The organism is Rhodoferax sp. TH121 (assembly GCF_002251855.1).
In the GTDB taxonomy this organism is placed as follows: domain Bacteria; phylum Pseudomonadota; class Gammaproteobacteria; order Burkholderiales; family Burkholderiaceae_C; genus Allorhodoferax.
Window position 1 is genome coordinate 606,269 of the sequence record NZ_NOXW01000020.1, and the last position, 16,831, is coordinate 623,099.

Sequence of the window (16,831 nt, forward strand, 5' to 3'; positions counted from 1 at the left end):
CAAGGTCAACGAGAAGAGGAGACTTGGTCAAGCTTTGACTTCCGCAAGTTCGGGTTGCACCACGGGCACAGGCTCAAGAAATTTGTTGAGCTGCTCCTGCTGTTCGATCAGGAATGGCGCATCCTTGACCTTGGAGTGAAGGTTGAGCAAACGCTTCTCTGCACGATTCAAGATCGTCTCGTAGAGCATCGGGAAAATAGTGACTTCATCACCCTTGGATGTCGGCTCACTTTCACCGTCCTCTATGGCATCACCCAGCACGAAACAATCTACCTTGGAGTGCTTCTTGAGGTAGCCCTTCGCACGAAGCTCCTTCACATACTTCCAAACTTGGTCCTGCTCTTTTCCGCCAAGGCTCAGACCCGTGGTCTTCAGGTCAATGATGACAAGGTGATCAACACCATCTTCATCATGTTGGGCGTTGTAGGAGGGCCTTGCATAGAAGCCAATGCTGCTGTCAGGCAGGGCAACGAAGTCAGGACGGTTCCTTGTTCCCTTGCCTTTCTTGTCCCCGAATATTGTTTTGATGACCTGGGTCATGCCCCTGTTGGACGTAAACTCAATTGATTCAAATTGAGCGCCGAACATCCACAAGCCACGCTCAAAAAGAGGCTGTAGTTCGTGCACTTCATCAATGCCTACTACCTTGAGCTTTATGCGCAGTTCACTAATGAGCTTCAGGCGGGTTTGAATTTCATCCAAGGCCAGCTTCGCCATGCCGATTGACCAGTCACTGAGGATGCTGTGAAGAGCATCCAAGTCATCGGGCTTTTGGTCGTGTAGAAGCTCCAGCAAGCCAAACTGGGACTTGCTTTTTTCAAGGTTCGTCAGAAGTGCTCCAAGCTGAACGATTTCAGATTCACCGAAGGATGGCAGCTTGTCCACCACTTGAGCGACGAAGGTCTGCACACGTTCCTTGGAGAGCAATGACAACCCATTGATAGAGTTGCCAAGCTTGGTCATGACATTGGTTTTGAGGGCGGTCTTGCTTGCTTCACCTGTGTCAGAAATGATTTGGCGAATCCTGTCTTGAACCCGTGTGCGTGTATCCGTCCATGCTAGGTTCTCATCGTTGAAACCGCTCCAGTCACTGGCGACAGCACCCTTCTGATTGAGGTAGTCAGCTTGAACGATAAAAATAAATCTTTTGGCTTCTGAGGTGCGTCCGTCCAAGATGCGCTCGTAGTCACTTCCTGACCATTTACACTGCCCTACAGCACGGTTTTGAACCCACCATGCAATGCCGTGCTGCTTGGTTGTCTTGTTGGGCTTCTTGCTGTCAATGTGCAATATCTTGACGGTGCCATAACCCGGAACCTCAAGGTCTTCTTGCGATAGCAGGGCAGGTATGTCGTTGAAGGTGATCGTCTTACCGTTGATGGAAACCTTGAAGGCAGGGTTGAAGAGGAATCGGCTACCTATCAGTTCGCGTGCCTGCTCCTCGGTGAGTAGCTGGGAACGGATGTCCCCAGTCCCTACAATCTCGGTGCCGTGGCCTATCTGCTTCTCCGCCTCAAACGAGATGTTATTGATGACAAGGGGGCGCGTGCTGGAGGTGCTGACTTCACACTCAAAGCGTTGGCCATCTCTCGTCGATGCAGTGGTGTACTTGCTCGCAAAGCAAAACGATGCGAAGCGGCCTTTGCCGTTTTTTCCAAAGACCGCACGGGGAGAACCCTCTACACCTGGTGGTGGGTCTGAGAGTGGGCCTTCTGCGCCGATCTTGTCATAGGACATCGTTCGCCAAATGCCTTGGAACATCTCCAAGGTCATACCCTTGCCGTTGTCCTTGATCTTGAACTGCCTGCCTTGTGAGGAGTCTGGCCAAGTTATCTGGACATCGGTGGCATAGGCGTCCCAGCAGTTCGCAACCAGCTCCACGATAGCGGTAGCAGGGTCAGTGATGATGGAACCGGCATGGGCTTCCAAGAATCGCGGGTCGTAGAGAAGGTCTTCCTGTTCCATCATTTTTTTCCTAGTCTCGTTCTACTACCTGCTCGCTGTCGCCGTCATAACGATAGTGAACGATCTCGCCATTAATGAGAAGCTGGATGGCAAGCTCAATGCAGTCAAACGGTGCTATGAACCATTCCCGTGGGATGTGCAGCTTGCCTTGGCTGTCCGTTACCTTAAGATCCAGGCAATATTTGCCAAAGAAGGTGTGCAGCAAGTTTTCAAACTTCTGTGGGTTCAGGTTGTAGCACTGGAAGACAGAGACGATCTTGACCGGCGCCATCAAGTAGGTTGGCTCTTTGGCCGCGTTCTTGATTCGGTCTTCAACAGTCGTCGTGGAGAACCCAATCTTGAAGAGATTGTTGACGCTCTTCACTTCTGGAAGCTGGCTGGTCGACTTCAGAACATACACAAAGCCGGTGGCTTGGTCATCCTCTTTGATCAGCTCCAGCTCTTCCAAAGCCTTTTCATGGTTGTCCAGAATGCGCCTGCCTGACGGGTCTTTGTACAACTCCGTGGCAAGTGAGCGAAGCAACATGTTGGACTCTGTGCCATTGTCAAAGATGACACGAAGCCGCGCATTGACCTTCTTATTCTTAACTTCTTTCTCGCCCACTTCAGCGACATAGCAAACGATGCCATGCAGCACGAAGAAGTGACCTGGCTTGATTTGCTGTTCACCTGTGAATGCACGCATCTCACGAATGCCCGCCTTGAGTTCTCGGTGGCACAGGTCAAAGAGTGGCTCAAACTGGGGGAAGTCCATGCAAGGCTTGCGAGATGCAATCTTGTCAGGCATCTTCATCGTGGCAGGCACATGCTTCAGGTTGAAGATACTTTCTTCACCCGGACCCAGTAGCCCCAGCTCGTCATCGTCGTAGATGTCGTCCACCGTCTCCACCACCTTTTTCAGGAGCTGGTGGGTGTCTATGGCACGAAGAGAATCGGACTTGAGCTTGCTGGAGCGAATGCTTGCCAAACGGCTGTTAAGCTTGAATTCATGCATGTCTGCATGGTTCGCTTGAGGCTCCTCGCCATGCTTGGCTACGAAGGCTTCTATCTCCTTGAACGATGCTACTAGGCGATGGTCCGCCGTCATCGCAGGGGTAGCCAATGGCTTGACCTTCAGCAAGTCAAGATCATCGTCCTCCACCAGTTTGAGCAAGTCTTCCTTCTTCATACGCCTTGCTGCCTGCGCTGGTTGCGGATGTAGATGAGGGCTTGTCCCATGCGTGCTTCTAGAGCATCGTTGGACTGGGGGTCAGGTGGGTTGCCATGGATCTTGGTGAACTCCTTGACCTTCGGCCAGAGTATCACGGCTTCCTCGGGTGTCATGACAATCCGCGTGGCTTCAATCGCTTCTTGAATGGTCTTCAGGACATTGGCAGTCACTGATTTGGACAGGATTTCAAAGGCTGACTGGAAGGGGTTGATGCGATCAATCAAGTCAATGTGCAAGTCGTCAATATTCACGAACTTGCCAGCCATCTTAATGAACCTGCGATCACCGTCTTCCTTGAACTCACCACTCTTCAAAACGGAGTCAGCCACGATGTGCTGGCGCACAGTTTCAATTTCGTCATCCGTGAGGTCTGGATAGCGAAGCTTGATGATTTTCGGGATGAGAACCTTGTTGATGACTTCAGGATCAACGTTTCCTGGAATCGCCTTGAGCATGGTGTCATCTTGAAGAATGACAGCCTTCATGTCGTTCAGATCTTGCTCAATGATGTCCTTGAGTTTTTTGCTTGAAGGCTCTTTGAATCCACCAATCTTGACTTCGCCGGGACCGGCTTTGTCGTCGTCGTTGAGCTTGGTCTTAAACTTGAAGTTCGGCGCAAGAACTTGCTCCATTAGGAGGGAGCAAGTAATGGCTTTGAGCATGTTGTTGACGGCCAGCTTCACCAAGTCGTCATGTGCATCAGGTTGAGCAATGAGGTTGGTAAATTGAGCATGAGACTTGTTCGGGCTGTCTCGCGTGCATCTGCCAATGATCTGAATAATTTCTGTGAGTGACCCACGGTAGCCCACGGTCAAGGCATGCTCACAGAATGACCAGTCAAAGCCTTCCTTCGCCATGCCTAGAGCAATGATGAGATCCAGCTCTTCGGGGGTCTTGATGGTGCGCAGGAAATCAACAATCTTGTCGCGTGCCTTTGGTTCGTCGTGCACCAAATCTGCAACACGAATGATCTTGCCGTCAGTGTGGCGTCTTACCGTGATAACCCCTGTCTCTGGATCTTGTGCTTGGACAACTCCAATGATGTCCAAAATGCTGTCAACCTCGTTGCTCTTTTCCTTGGTGGATTCGCCTGAACGGACATGAGGAATGTGCAGGATGGTCTTCTTGTCGGTGTCCAGAATATCGGCAATAGCACTGAGGTACTTCCTTTGATAGAAGTGATACCCAATGCCCAATGACTTCATGTAGGTGTAGCCGTTCAATTGCTCGTAGTAGTTGTAGGTCACTTTCACGAACTTGGCTTCATCTTCTGGCAGCAACACCGGCACGCTGTCGCCACGGAAATATGAGCCAGTCATGGCAATGATGTGCACCTTGGACTTCTGCATGACACTGCGAAGCAAGAATCCAAGCTTGCTGTCGGCGTCTGCTGAGACATGGTGAAACTCGTCAATCGCAAGCACACAGTCATCCAAGGCTTCCTCTTCAATCGCTTCAAAGGCGAACCTGAGGGTGGCATGGGTGCAAATCAGGATGTCGCTGTCATCCTTCAAGAAATTCTGAAAGGCTGTGACCTTGCTGGAGTCGCCACCAGGCGTGCACAGGTTGTTCTCCGGCTTGACTACCCAGTCTGTGAAGAAGCCGTGCTGTGAGAGAGGGGTGGAGGCGAACGATGACCCAATGGAGCGCTCTGGCACTGCAATGATGGCCTTCTTGACCCCTTGCTTGTGGATCTTGTCCAAGGCCAGGAACATGAGGGCTCGGCTTTTCCCTGAAGCTGGTGGAGCCTTCAGCAACAGGTACTGCTCATTGCGTGCTTCATAGGCGCGGGCTTGCATCTCACGCATACCCATATCGTTGAGCTTGGTGCTTTCACCTGTTTGGTGATATGTGACTTCAACAAGATTAGGCATGAATGGTCCCTTTGGTCATTTTTGTGTAGAGCTTGAAGATCGCAGTAAGCCTGTCTTCATCGGTGACATCACCTGTCAATCCATAAGCTGACTCAACAACCGAGTCCAGCTCAAGGTGGGCATCCAGCAACTCTGGGGGCATTAGATCGGGGTCGTACAACTTCGCCAAGGTCATTTCGCTGTATGACTCGCGCACGGTCAGAATCTTGCCTACAGCAACCGTGAGCTTCTTTTTAATGCTGTCATTGAGGACTGGTACAGGAAAATTGTTGTACAACAACGCGGAGGAATATCTATAGTCGTTCTTCAGCTTGCCGCCAACTGCTTCAATCCAAATCATGTGGAATCTTGAGGCGAGTAACCCAAAAACTATTGGTGTTGCATTGGGAACCACGTAAATTTGGTTTGATGCAACGACTTCTGATTCCAAGAACTCAATCGGCAAGTACTTTCTTCTTTCGGAAGAAACCGTTGGCACTGCCAGATAATTTTGAGTAGGCTGTCTGATCTCGGCAAAGAGATGTGAGGTTGCAGCCAGTTTTTTAGTCGTTGCACGGTCACTGTTGCTGCGCCAAGTTTTAACTTTCTCGTAGCGCATCTGAATGGGGCGGCACTTTAGTGCTTCTTCCAGATTATCCCTAAGCCAAAGACAATACCTTTCCTCACCATGCAGCAATTCTCTCGCTCCGATAAACGGACGAAGGAACTTGGAAGCGGTGGGGCATTCCTGCCGTATTGCCGTTGCTTCGTTGGCCGTGAGTGTGTAGTTGCCATCATCTAAGGCGAAGCTTCCATAGTTGATGGGTGGCAAAGCTGATAGGCCCGTTTTTCTAGGATAGATGAACAGGTTTTCTGCATCGGCAAGATAAGCATTGATGTTCTTTGCTTTCTTGCGCAGGCCGTCATCAAAGATGAACTTATCTTCTTGTGAAACATGACGAAGGCCGACGATCACACAAATAACTGCTGCGTTCTTCTTTGCACTGTTTTCCCACTTAAATGAGAGATGGCAGAAGAAAATCTCAAGACCTTTCCCGAACAGTAGAGGCCACAAGATCGCCACCTGTACCCCTTGTGTCAGGGAGTTGGTTGATACAAATGCAAAGCGAACATTCGTTTTCTCGGCGTATTCAGCCGCTTTCAGGAACCACACTGCGATGTAGTCCAAGTCCCCACTACCTTGAATCTTTGAAAAGCTCAGTTCTACATCTGTTTTCTGCTCGGATGATTGCTGCCTTGCTCCGAGGTAAGGAGGGTTGCCAAGAACGTAGATTTCCTCATCCTTGTTGGCAGGGCATACACTTTGCCAAGGCGTGCGTGCCGCATTTCCGCATTTGACGTTCCCACTCGGCTTCAGTGGCAAAGTGGGTGAGGTGGTCTTGAAGCGGGCATAGAAGATCACATTCATCTGGTGCTCTGCTAACCACAGGGCAAGCGTCGCAATCTCAGATGCGAAGTCATCAAGTTCAATGCCGTAAAACTGGCTCAGTCTGATTCCGCTTAACGAGAAGGCATGCTGTTGATTTAATGCTGCCAACGCCTCAAGAATCTCCATTTCCAGCTTGCGCAGCTCCTTGTAAGTAATAATCAAGAAATTGCCAGAACCGCAAGCTGGGTCAAATATCTTGATTTTAGTGAGCCGTGAAAGCAACTCCTCCAGCTTTTTTGCATTACCTCTGTGTGAGTCCAGGTCTTCATGCAGAGCATCTAAAAATAACGGGCCAGCTACTTTCATGATGTTCTGGTATGAGGTGTAGTGCATCCCCATGTTGCCTCGTTGCTCAACATCAACGACGGCCTGGAACATTGAGCCGAAAATGTCAGGGTTGATCTCTGACCAATCCAAGTCCAAACCACAACGAATCAGAAGCTCACGGCAGCGCTTGTTGAGGGCTGGAACTGGGACATGCTTTTCAAACAAGCCACCGTTCACATACGGGAATTTCTCGTAGTAGCTAGGTGTGCCTTCCCGGCTTTCCTCATCCAGCACCTTGAAGAGGCCCTGAAGGTATTCGGCAAGGTCGCTACCGTCTGCACTGGTGTGAGACTCAATGCTCTTGCTGAATAGCTTCGCTTCAAAAATGGTGGTGTCTTCTGCAAAGTAGCAGAACAACAGGCGAGACAAAAAAACGTTGAGGATGTGGCGTTGCTCATCGTTTTGAACTGGATTCTGCTCAAGGATGAGGTCATAGAGCTTCGCCATCTTCTCGGCGGCTTTGACATCAGCGGGACTGTCCTGAGTCTGCTTTGATTTCTCCATGCCAGCCCACGGGAGGAAGAAATCAAACCTGCTCGCCAACTCTACAAACGCTATATCCAAAGTCTCTTCAGACTTGGTGTCGTATGCACAGAACTTGTCAAAGTTCGTGGCAATGATGAATCGTGGCTTGTGCTTCTTGACAGGATCAGCCTGCTTCATCTGCTCCATGATTTGGGCAGGGGCATGATTTCCAGTGTGTGTGAAGTACACATTGCTTTTCCAAAGGACATAGTCCTTGTCCTTGGAAATGTTGTACTCACCAGCCTGCAACCTGGTCACAGATGCCTTGGGCTTGCCGTAAGCAGTCAGCAAATCATAGATAAAGGTTTCAGGCTTGGTATTGAGAAGAAGGTTGCGAACACCTTCAGCAATTTGAGCAATGTGCATTTACTTTAATAGTCTTCTTGGCTAAGTTCGCAAACAATAAGGTTGGTTTGATACCTGCTGTTTTTCTTCAAGTGGCTAAAAATTTCATCCTGAGGAATCCCAATCCGGGCACCATTGATAAGATTGGCAAAAAGCAAGGGTGGAGCTTTTGCCTCTCAAACTCACCAATACGCTACAAGTTCTCTACATCCTGGTCTTTTCGACAAATTAAGAAGGTCACCTTTTTCTCCCACACTGATTCCGAAGATTTGTCCACATTCACAAATACCTCATGACCTTCCGTTTGATTGACAATCGCAAATGCTAGCAGCACATCTTTCCGGGGCCGCAGTATTTCCACCCGATAGCGTCGGCTGAGCCAGATCGGCTTGGCCGCATATGACAATTCGAGCCAGCGAAAACATTCAGCGTTCGAGAGTAAATCTGCTAACTTACATGGATTTGCTGTGTAAATTGTTTGTATTTTGGATATTTATTGCTATGAAAATGCATAAATAAGCTAAAATCTAGCTGCCGGCATTGCACTCTTTCCAGAGCCAAACGCACCATCCATGGCGTACCAAATGGACCGCGCCAACCTTTAGAAAGTGCTTTGCTCATCCAGGTCAGGGACTCGGCTCTACCGCCGCATGACCATGGCTCGGGTGTTGATCTCCTCTACCAGGTCAAGGCTTCTTCTCTCCTCTCCCTAACTCCCCACTTCACCTGATGTAGCTGGCTTTCCCGTGGGCATCCAGTTGCGCCGCCGCATGGGCGTGTGTCATGGCCGTCAACTAGGCCAGGCGCAGCCCTGCCTGTCGTTTTGGCATCAGTGGGCGGGGTTACCACCACCTTGAGGTATCACATGCAACAACTGCCTTCGCCTTCAACGTCGCCCGCTGACTTCAATCCGGTCCCAACCGTTGTGGATGGAAACGTCAGCCCCAGCAAACGGCCGCCACGTCGTCCCAGAGGTTCGCCACTGTCCAACGCATCGACCGACGCATATGCCAAGGACCTGCGCCTGTTCAAGGAGGGTGGCGGTGCGGTCCCCTGTGATGCGCAAGCCCTGCGTGCCTACATCTGGAAGCACCGCAATAAGGTAGCACCTAACACCTTGTACCGACGCATGATGGCCGTGCGGCATGCTCACCTGTCATTGGAACTCCCATCACCAACCGCGGAACTGACGGCTGTACTCAAAAACCTCCACCGAGGTTTCGTCCCAGACAAGTCAGTTCTCGACGGGGTAGAGACCCCACCTATCAGCACCCGCCGACGCGCAGTCCGCTCTGCCGCCCCCATCACACGCTCGATCCTGGGACGCATATTGGAGTCCCTGCCGCGCAACATGAAAGAACGACGCGACCGGGCCTTGGTTGGATTGATGTTCATGGGAGCGTTACGCCGAGGTGAAGCCGTCCGCCTCAATATCGAAGACTTGCGATTCACTCCTGATGCGCTGATCGTCCAACTCGGTACCTCCCGACAGATAGCAATTCCGGTTACTGGCGGGGATTTGTGCGGTGCCACCCTGGTCCGCGAGCTTGTGCAGCGCGCAGCCTGGGACATTGAAGGTACTACAGGCCCCTTGTTCCGGCGGGCAGATCGTAGCGGTGCGCTTTCTGAGGACCGGCTGGACAGTAGCTGGGTCAGCGTGATAGTCAAGCAGATGGTGGCTGCAGCAGGTCTGGATGCCTCCAAGTACTCGGGACAAAGCCTGCGCGCAGGACGCATGGCAGAAATGGCGCGAGGTGTGCGATGAGCAGCAAACCGCCACTGTTCTGTTTGGGACAAGTCGTTGCTACCCCTGGCGCTTTGCAATTGCTGGCCGAAGTCGGGCGCCATCCGTTGGAGTTTCTTGCCCAACACGTCACCGGTGACTTTGGTGACCTCGATGAAGAAGACAAGCAAGCCAATCTCGCATCCATTGCCCACGGCGGGCGGGTGCTGTCGAGCTATAGGGTGGGACGCAACGCGCAGGAGGCTAGCTGGAAGCTCTGGATCATCAGTGAAGGCTGCAATGCTGAGGGCGAGGCCTACCAGGTTACGACGCTGCTCTTGCCGGAGGAGTACTAATGGGCACCCTCACCATGCGACTCCATCCTGGCTCCACCAATCCTGAAAACTGGCGCATGAAAGGCCGCTCCCGCGCATACCTAGCCAAGGGCAGTATCAGCGGGTCAGTCAGTGGCTACCTGTGTGCCTGCATGGCCCTCATCGTGCTGGGCGTAACAAGCCGCTCCCACATCCGATCCGCCTACGCAGTCCCAGAAGGGCGGCTCCAGGACTTCTTTTTGGCAGGGCTGGAATCCTCGTTCGGCCTGGATGACAAGGGCATGGCGGAACTGCTGACGACAGTACGCCGCTTTGTGCGGGCACTCCGATTTCGGGGCAAACGGGATTGGCTCCTGCAAGGCGCTATCTCTCGCCTCAGTGAAGGCGAGGTATCACTGCTTTGCATTGGCGACAACAGTTTCCGCTACTCAGAATGGAAATTAGCCATTGGCGTTGAATGGCGCACCGACACCACCGGCACCAAGCCAACGGCGCTTCTGGTGCTCGATCCGACGGCTCCAATTGGCCGCATGGTGGCGTGGAACGGAAGGCTGGAGCTGACTGGCAAGCCAGATTCCAAGTATCTGTACTACACCACCTGGGACGGTGACATTCAAACCGTCACGCTCAAGTGTGTGTTTGCCCTGAGAAAGAAGAAATCATGGGAGACCTGAATCATTGGGTCAAAGGTGACCGCATCAAGGACTTCACCATTCAGCACAAACTAGGCAGCGGATATGAGGCTGTGGTGTACCTGGTGCGTGATGAGCGGGATGGCAAGCTTCGCACGTTGAAGCTCTTCAAGCGCACCAATATCCTGGCCGACGTGCAGCACACCTACAAGCATTGGCTGCAGTACGCAGGCCTCTCCAGCGTGAAACAGTGTCTGGAATGGGGAGTGCTGCAAGGGCAACGACGCGTGTCAGAACGACCCTGGATACTTCTTGACTACGCCCCAGGAGAGACCTTGGCCATGAAGATTGAACGAGGCCACATACGCGATCCAACGGAACTGGTGATCCAACTGCTGCAAGCCCTGGCACCGATCCATGCACGGGGTCTGGGCATTGGCGACCTCGACAAAGGGCGCAATGTCATTGTCGAACGGGAAAGCGGCAACTGCGGCCGGATGGTCTTCATTGATATGGATGCAGGATCACCGGCACATCGCCCACCGGAAATCTACGAAGACCTACTTGAGGTGCTGTGGTTGGCCAGGAAGTGTTGCAGGGGGGAGTTGCAGGGCAATCTAGTCAAGTTGCTGACAGAGCTACCTGATGCGGCAGCTGCGCTTCAGGTCATCAAGCAGCCTGCGATCAACCCAGTGAAGAGGCGAACTCAATGACCTTGGTTTTCTTCGGCTTGCTCAAGCGATGGAAGGCCAAAAGCAATTCTGCTTCGTTGTCGTCCTTGGCATAGAAGTAGGTGGCAGGTACTTTCAGGACCTTTGCAAACGCCTCGACAAGCTCAGGGTTGGGTGTTCGATTGCCGTTCTCGTAGCGATTTACACGCACCCGCGCAGAGCCAGGATCCAACTCGGCCTCCTGACCAACTTTCTCTTGCGATAGACCAAGTCGCTCTCGGGCTTGCCTGAGGCGTCTACCAATCACGGACATCAAAACACTCACTGAAACGGGTGAGCTGATAGTCCAAAAAATACTCATGCAAAATAGTACCGACTTGGTACATGTGACAGAAACGACACATGCTCCGATCAGGTAACAAAGACTAAGGGGAATGAAAAATGAAAAAGTGCTATCGATTGATTCGTTCGCTGCTGCCACTGGTGGGGGCCATGGCTTGCAGTCCTACTGTCGTACATGCCCAGTCGATTCTGCCGATGAACCAGGGTGTGGCGATGGCCCCAGACGATTGGCTGGTCGGAAAAGGGCGTCCGTGGTTCTATCGCGGTGCCCCTGCGGACACCCCATCGGAAATTACCCGGCGCGAGCCAACCAGCGATGAGCTGCCTGTCGTTGAAAAAGCGAAGCACCTGTTCTCCAAACAGCCCGGAAAGGTCATCGCTTTGATCGATGGCCGCGAAGTTGTCTATGAAGACTCTAAAGCCCCGGCCTATGAGGACGCCTACTTGTTCAGCTTTAGTGTGGGCAAGACCATCACCAGCATGGCAGTTGGCAAGGCAATCTGTGCTGGGAAATTACAGTTCTCGACACGGGGCGACCAGGTTATTCCAGAACTAAAAGGCAAGGACCTGGGCGCCGTCACCGTGGTTGATCTCCTGAAAATGGCATCTGGCATGCCTGCTGGCGGGCCAGGAGGTACTGCTTTCACTCCTGCCCAAAACAAGCTCTGGGGAGAGGGCAAGCTCAACATATTGGACACGCTACTTGAGGATCGTATCTCGCGTTCCGATCGCGGGGTCTTCTCGTCGTATAAACCTGGCGAGGTTTTTTTGTACAAAAGCACTGATCCGCTGACACTTGGGATCATGGTTGGGAATGCGACTGGGGTGCCGTTTGCTCAATGGGTAACTGAGAACGTGTTGCAGGCGGCTGGTATCTCCCAATCGGTCATTATTGGAGTGGACAAGTTCTCTCACGTGCAAGCAGATGGCAATGTTCGTATGCTGAAGGACGACTGGATTCGCTTTGCCATTTGGGTCAAAGAATCCTCCAAGGAGCCAGGCTGCTTTGGGGACTACGTTCGCAGCGCCATGAGCAAGCAGATCAGCAATGGCTATAGCCCTGCATCGCGCAAAGACGGTAAGCAGTTTTCCAGCTATGGGTATCTCACCTGGACTGACAACGACATTGCACCCAACACCGCCTGGGCAGTTGGATGGGGTGGCCAACGGATTGGCTGGAACAAGAGCAATGACCGCATAGTCATCGTGTTCTCCAATGCTGAGAACTGGATGTCGGATGTGTATGAGATCGCAAAAGCCTGGGGGCAGCTATAAGGGCTAGGGGCAGCAGACTTACTACAGGAAGGCACCCGCTCTCGTGAAGTAGGTCTGCGAAAAGCAGTAACAAACCAAAGAGGGAGAAAGTATGAAAAACGTGATGAAGGTATTTGCCGCAGGACGGCGGCTCTTCTTGCCACTGGTAATAGTTGCCCACGGATTGGCACTTGCCCAGCCCATACAAGTGCCGCGCTACGACGATGCTGATGAGTACCTTCCGAGTGCGCAGAAGAAGAACAAGGAGAATGCCCGCCTGTTCCTGCAACAGCAGCCGGAGGAAGAGCTATTCAAGGTCGCAAGCCCTCGAAACGTATTGGTAGATGTCGTTGCGAATGTCCCAAAAGATGCCGATGTCGGCATCGTCATCCTGCTGGGCGGGAGTGGTGTTCTATCGATAGTCAATGACAGGTTGGATCGTTCTTTCAGTTTCCAGCCCAGGACCCGAGATTTTTGGTGGGCGAACAAGATTGCTACCTTCATCGTGGACGCACCGTCTGATCGCTTGGGCAAGGATGGAATATCTGACGTGAGCTGGCGGGCCGGTCCCGAACATCGGACGGATTTGAAAGCGGTGCTGGACGAAGTGTCTAAACGCTTTGCAGGACCGCTGGTTTTGTTTGGACACTCAAACGGTGCGCATTCTCTGGGTAATGCGGCCGGGCTTGATATCCCTAATGTCAGGGCTTACCTTTTCAGTAGTCCAGCACATTTCAAGGCCGGGAGTGCGGCGCTCACTCAGTTGCAATACAAACTGCCAACATTGGTCTTCGCACATAGGAAAGACGCCTGCGGCAGTGCACCGGCCAGGGAAGTTGAAGGTTTCTATACGGGTCTAAATGCAAATACCAAGAAGCTGATTTGGATGGAAGGGGGCTTTGATCCCATCAGCGGTGCTTGCGGACCGTTTGCGCCGCACAGCTACTTTGGGATTGAGAAGCAGGTCATTGATGCAATGGCCTCGGAGATTCGCAAGGTCGTTCAGTAGCCTGGCTGTGATTGAGCTGGACGTGAAGACGAGGTTGAGGAAATATTTCGGGGCGCAATTCTTCGCATTGGTTTCCAGCAAATATCGCCACCAATCTTGGTCGAATTGGTGGCGAGCTCCGTCAAGTCCTTTGGCGGATCTGGAGCCATAAATTCAGCACCTTGTTTTCTCCACTTTATTTCTTAGGTGATTTGCCTATCCCCCCACGAAGAATGTGGAGGAAGTGGAGGGCATATCCAAACAGATGGTGTTTCTTCTTTTTTCTAATGAAGAAAAAAGAAACACCATTCGTCATCAAGCTCCGGTAAACATCTTCCACTTCCTCCACTTTTTTGTCGTGGGGGAGGGAGCAACAGGATGGATTAACTCGCAGTGCGACGTTAACTCAATGCTGATAGTTCTTTTCCGCTAAAAAATGCCCCTGATTTGGCGGAAACGGGCTTCCCGTTTGTCGGCTTAATCACCTTCATTGCAACTCGAACGAAAGGTGATATGAGCGACATTAAAAAGCAGCCAATTTCCCGGATAACAGGGCCGGGTAAAAGCAAATCCGTAGATGTAGACCATCCGATTCTTCCGCACACTGGATTGTTAAGACTCCCTCAAGTGTTGAAGTTCATCCCGGTCAGTCCTTCCCAGTTCTGGGCTGGTGTCAAAAGTGGTCAATACCCGGCGAGCAAAAAGTTGTCCGCAAGGGTGACCGTATGGACCGCTGAGTCAATACGGGCGTATTTGGAACGCGTTAGCGCCCAGGACTAGGGCATTGCAGAAGCGCTCCTGGGATGCGGGCGTTCATTGCCAATTGTTGGGGGTGTTGACGAAGGTCGTGCCCCATTTTCATTCACGTCCGAGCAGGACCAAATCTGACAGCCTAAGGCTTGTAGAGATCATGAGAAAAGTTAACAAAATCAGTAAGACAGGCAGCCGCGCAAAAGGCGACTCAATTGCGAAAGTAGAACCTGACCGCAAGATGATGGCGCTGGGTAAGCGGATAGTGCTGGGTAGCAAAAAGGCTGTGTTCGGTATTCACAAAGAAATGGATGGAAGTCCAGAGGTCAGCCGCTTTCTTTATGGGTCATACACAGGTAGCAAGCTTGAGCTTGAACAAGCAAACCTTGGTGGTGCTCGCGTCACCTTCTTGCCTCAAATAACCGATGGCAAAGGGGCAAAAGCAAAGAACGTCATCAAGATCAATTCCGTCTTTATTGACATCGACAATGATTTTGAGCGAAGTCTGAAAAAACTCAGTAACTCCAAGTTTCCCCCCGACGTTGTGGTTAGCACTTCAAAGAATCGTGGTCTTGTCATGTGGCTCGTTAAGAACTGCCCATTGGAAGATTTTCCAAGAGTTCAGAAGGCTTTGGCTAAGTTCGTTGGCGGAGATTTATCCCGTACCAGCCCAGCGTCAACTGTCCGTTTGGCCGGATCGCTCCACCACAAAAAAGGCACTCACCTAGTCAAATTGTTGGTAGCCAATATCAAGGCATCCCACAAAGATGTTTGGAAGTTGTGCAAGGGACTTGGCGTGAAGGTGCCGGAACAACCTTCCGATTCAAATGTGGTCGCAAAGCCAGATGACAGCAAGGTACCCATTGAAGACATTCGTCGTGCGTTGGGGGTGATACCACCGGCCGAAATCAAGGGCCGCGAAATGTGGCTAAAACTGATGATGGCAGTGCACTCAGCGGTACCAAATGACGAAGGCTACAAGGCATACCAGGATTTCTGCAAGGGGGAGCCTGGCTATGTTGAGAAGGACCAGCAAAAGGCTTGGAAAAGTTTGAAGTCCAACGGCCGCGTAACGGTGGCAACGCTATTCGACTTGGCATCGAAATACTCTCCAAGTCAGGTGAAGGCGGATGTGATGCCTGCATTCGTGGATAGTTTTGCAGTTCTAGATCGCTTTGCCGAAGAAGCCAAGGACACTCTGCGATACGACGCAGGACGGAAGGCATGGCTGGTTTGGCAGGAATCTGTGTGGACGGTAGACCCTGCGCTCGTTGAGCAGCGGGCCAGACATATCGCTCAAAAGATTGCAACAGATTTGTATGCGACTGGTGAACAGTTCAATCGAAAACAGGCGAGTTCTCTACGCTCAATGGCGGCAGTTCGCGCATTGCTGGGCAGCGCAACAACACATCCGCTATTGTCCGCGACGTCGGAAATGTTCGATGCCAATCCATACCTTCTGGCCGTGAAGAATGGTGTTATTGATCTAAGAACAGGTGAGTTTCGTCCGTCAACACCCCAGGACATGCTCGTTGTTCAGGCGAACGTTGTGTTTGACCATCAGGCTACCGCGCCCAAGTTTAAGAAGTTTATGAATTTTTTTACCTGCGGGAGACCAAAGCTAGAGGAGTATTTACAGCGCGTTTTGGGCTATATGCTTTTGGGGCATGGAAAAGAACAGGTTGCATTTATCTTGTTGGGTGACACAGAAAACGGCAAGGGTGTACTTAGTCGCGTGATGGAGTTTGTACTTGGGAAATATGTAATTTCGATAGCTCCCAATTTATTGACTAAGGCATATTCGGGTAATCCGAACTCGCCAACACCGGCGTTGATGGCACTGCGAGGTGCTCGAATGTATTTGTGTGGGGAGGGGCAGGAGGGCAAGCCGTTTGACGCAGCATTCTTCAAGCAGCTTTCTGGTAACGATACATTCACGGCCCGAGATGGGTATGCATCCCAAGGCGAATTTCGTCCTGTAGGAAAGCTTTGGCTTTCAACAAATGAGCTGCCCGACGTTGATCGTCAACAAAAAGCCATATGGCGCCGTATGGTCATCATTCCTTGCGATGGAAAGGTAGAGAAGGTTAACCGCAACTTAGATGACGAGCTAGCGCAGGAGGCCTCGGGGGTGCTCAACTGGCTGATCGAGGGCACAAAGGCTTACCGAAAAAATGGATTGGGTAGTTGCGAAGAGGTAGATCAAGCAAAAAAAACCGCCATGGCGAAAAGTGATTCGGTGGCCAATTGGATCGCTGAAAAGTGTTCGACTGGATCGAAAAAGAAGGTGCAGGCATCAGTCGCCTACAAAGACTACATTCAGTTCATCCGTAGTACGGGGCGGGTTGCACTATCGATTCAGCGCTTCCATAAAGCCATGGTAAAAAAGGGGCATCCAACCAAACGCCGTAACGGGTACAACACATTTCTCGGCATTGACCTCAAGCTAGAAAAATAGGTT

At 51.6% G+C, this 16,831-nt stretch carries 14 protein-coding genes; 8 read left to right on the top strand and 6 right to left on the bottom strand.

Going from position 1 to position 16,831, the window contains the following annotated elements; translation table 11 throughout:
• Positions 1-27: 27 nt before the first annotated feature.
• The 5 genes from CHU94_RS08930 to CHU94_RS19235 all read right to left on the bottom strand — a co-directional run bounded on the left by CHU94_RS08930 (position 28) and on the right by CHU94_RS19235 (position 8,296).
• Positions 28-1,965, bottom strand: coding sequence for an ATP-binding protein (locus CHU94_RS08930; protein ID WP_094479354.1), 1,938 nt, complete (start codon positions 1,963-1,965; stop codon positions 28-30).
• A 10-nt stretch (positions 1,966-1,975) separates the two neighbouring features.
• Positions 1,976-3,133 carry a GIY-YIG nuclease family protein gene (locus tag CHU94_RS08935; RefSeq protein WP_094478857.1) on the bottom strand — a complete coding sequence of 386 codons (1,158 nt, stop codon included), beginning with the start codon at positions 3,131-3,133 and terminating at the stop codon, positions 1,976-1,978.
• Complete coding sequence (locus CHU94_RS08940; RefSeq protein ID WP_094478859.1) at positions 3,130-5,049, bottom strand: DEAD/DEAH box helicase; 1,920 nt, start codon at positions 5,047-5,049, stop codon at positions 3,130-3,132. Before CHU94_RS08940 ends, CHU94_RS08935 begins: the two co-directional genes overlap by 4 nt.
• The gene (locus CHU94_RS08945; RefSeq protein ID WP_094478861.1) at positions 5,042-7,696 is read right to left on the bottom strand and encodes a DNA methyltransferase; all 2,655 of its coding nucleotides are present in this window, start codon (positions 7,694-7,696) and stop codon (positions 5,042-5,044) included. The genes CHU94_RS08940 and CHU94_RS08945 overlap by 8 nt, the downstream gene beginning before the upstream one ends.
• A gap of 426 nt (positions 7,697-8,122) precedes the next feature.
• Positions 8,123-8,296 carry a hypothetical protein gene (locus CHU94_RS19235; RefSeq protein ID WP_176451973.1) on the bottom strand — a complete coding sequence of 58 codons (174 nt, stop codon included), beginning with the start codon at positions 8,294-8,296 and terminating at the stop codon, positions 8,123-8,125.
• Positions 8,297-8,540: 244 nt separating this feature from the next.
• On the opposite strand from CHU94_RS19235, the gene CHU94_RS08950 reads away from it, so the two are divergent.
• From CHU94_RS08950 to CHU94_RS08965, 4 genes are read left to right on the top strand one after another with little or no spacing between them, the layout of a single operon-like run.
• Positions 8,541-9,440, top strand: coding sequence for a tyrosine-type recombinase/integrase (locus CHU94_RS08950; protein ID WP_094478863.1), 900 nt, complete (start codon positions 8,541-8,543; stop codon positions 9,438-9,440).
• A gap of 23 nt (positions 9,441-9,463) precedes the next feature.
• Positions 9,464-9,754 carry a hypothetical protein gene (locus tag CHU94_RS08955; RefSeq protein ID WP_255033890.1) on the top strand — a complete coding sequence of 97 codons (291 nt, stop codon included), beginning with the start codon at positions 9,464-9,466 and terminating at the stop codon, positions 9,752-9,754.
• A complete protein-coding gene (locus CHU94_RS08960) occupies positions 9,754-10,407 on the top strand; it encodes a hypothetical protein (RefSeq protein WP_094478867.1) in 654 nt (217 codons plus the stop codon). Before CHU94_RS08955 ends, CHU94_RS08960 begins: the two co-directional genes overlap by 1 nt.
• Positions 10,395-11,078: a hypothetical protein gene (locus tag CHU94_RS08965; protein ID WP_094478869.1), complete on the top strand. Its 684-nt coding sequence runs from the start codon at positions 10,395-10,397 to the stop codon at positions 11,076-11,078. Before CHU94_RS08960 ends, CHU94_RS08965 begins: the two co-directional genes overlap by 13 nt.
• Here CHU94_RS08965 and CHU94_RS08970 read toward each other — a convergent pair.
• Positions 11,050-11,349: a helix-turn-helix domain-containing protein gene (locus tag CHU94_RS08970; protein ID WP_094478871.1), complete on the bottom strand. Its 300-nt coding sequence runs from the start codon at positions 11,347-11,349 to the stop codon at positions 11,050-11,052. The two genes, CHU94_RS08965 and CHU94_RS08970, sit on opposite strands and share 29 nt — an antisense overlap.
• A gap of 128 nt (positions 11,350-11,477) precedes the next feature.
• Between CHU94_RS08970 and CHU94_RS08975 the strand changes: the two genes are divergently transcribed.
• The 4 genes from CHU94_RS08975 (at position 11,478) to CHU94_RS08995 (ending at position 16,828) form a co-directional block, all read left to right on the top strand.
• Positions 11,478-12,653: a serine hydrolase gene (locus CHU94_RS08975; protein ID WP_094478873.1), complete on the top strand. Its 1,176-nt coding sequence runs from the start codon at positions 11,478-11,480 to the stop codon at positions 12,651-12,653.
• Positions 12,654-12,744: 91 nt separating this feature from the next.
• Complete coding sequence (locus tag CHU94_RS08980) at positions 12,745-13,641, top strand: hypothetical protein (RefSeq protein ID WP_094478875.1); 897 nt, start codon at positions 12,745-12,747, stop codon at positions 13,639-13,641.
• Positions 13,642-14,133: 492 nt separating this feature from the next.
• The gene (locus CHU94_RS08990) at positions 14,134-14,400 is read left to right on the top strand and encodes an AlpA family transcriptional regulator (RefSeq protein WP_094479356.1); all 267 of its coding nucleotides are present in this window, start codon (positions 14,134-14,136) and stop codon (positions 14,398-14,400) included.
• A gap of 130 nt (positions 14,401-14,530) precedes the next feature.
• On the top strand, positions 14,531-16,828 hold the full coding sequence (locus tag CHU94_RS08995) for a phage/plasmid primase, P4 family (RefSeq protein ID WP_141211430.1): 2,298 nt from the start codon (positions 14,531-14,533) through the stop codon (positions 16,826-16,828).
• Positions 16,829-16,831: the final 3 nt, after the last annotated feature.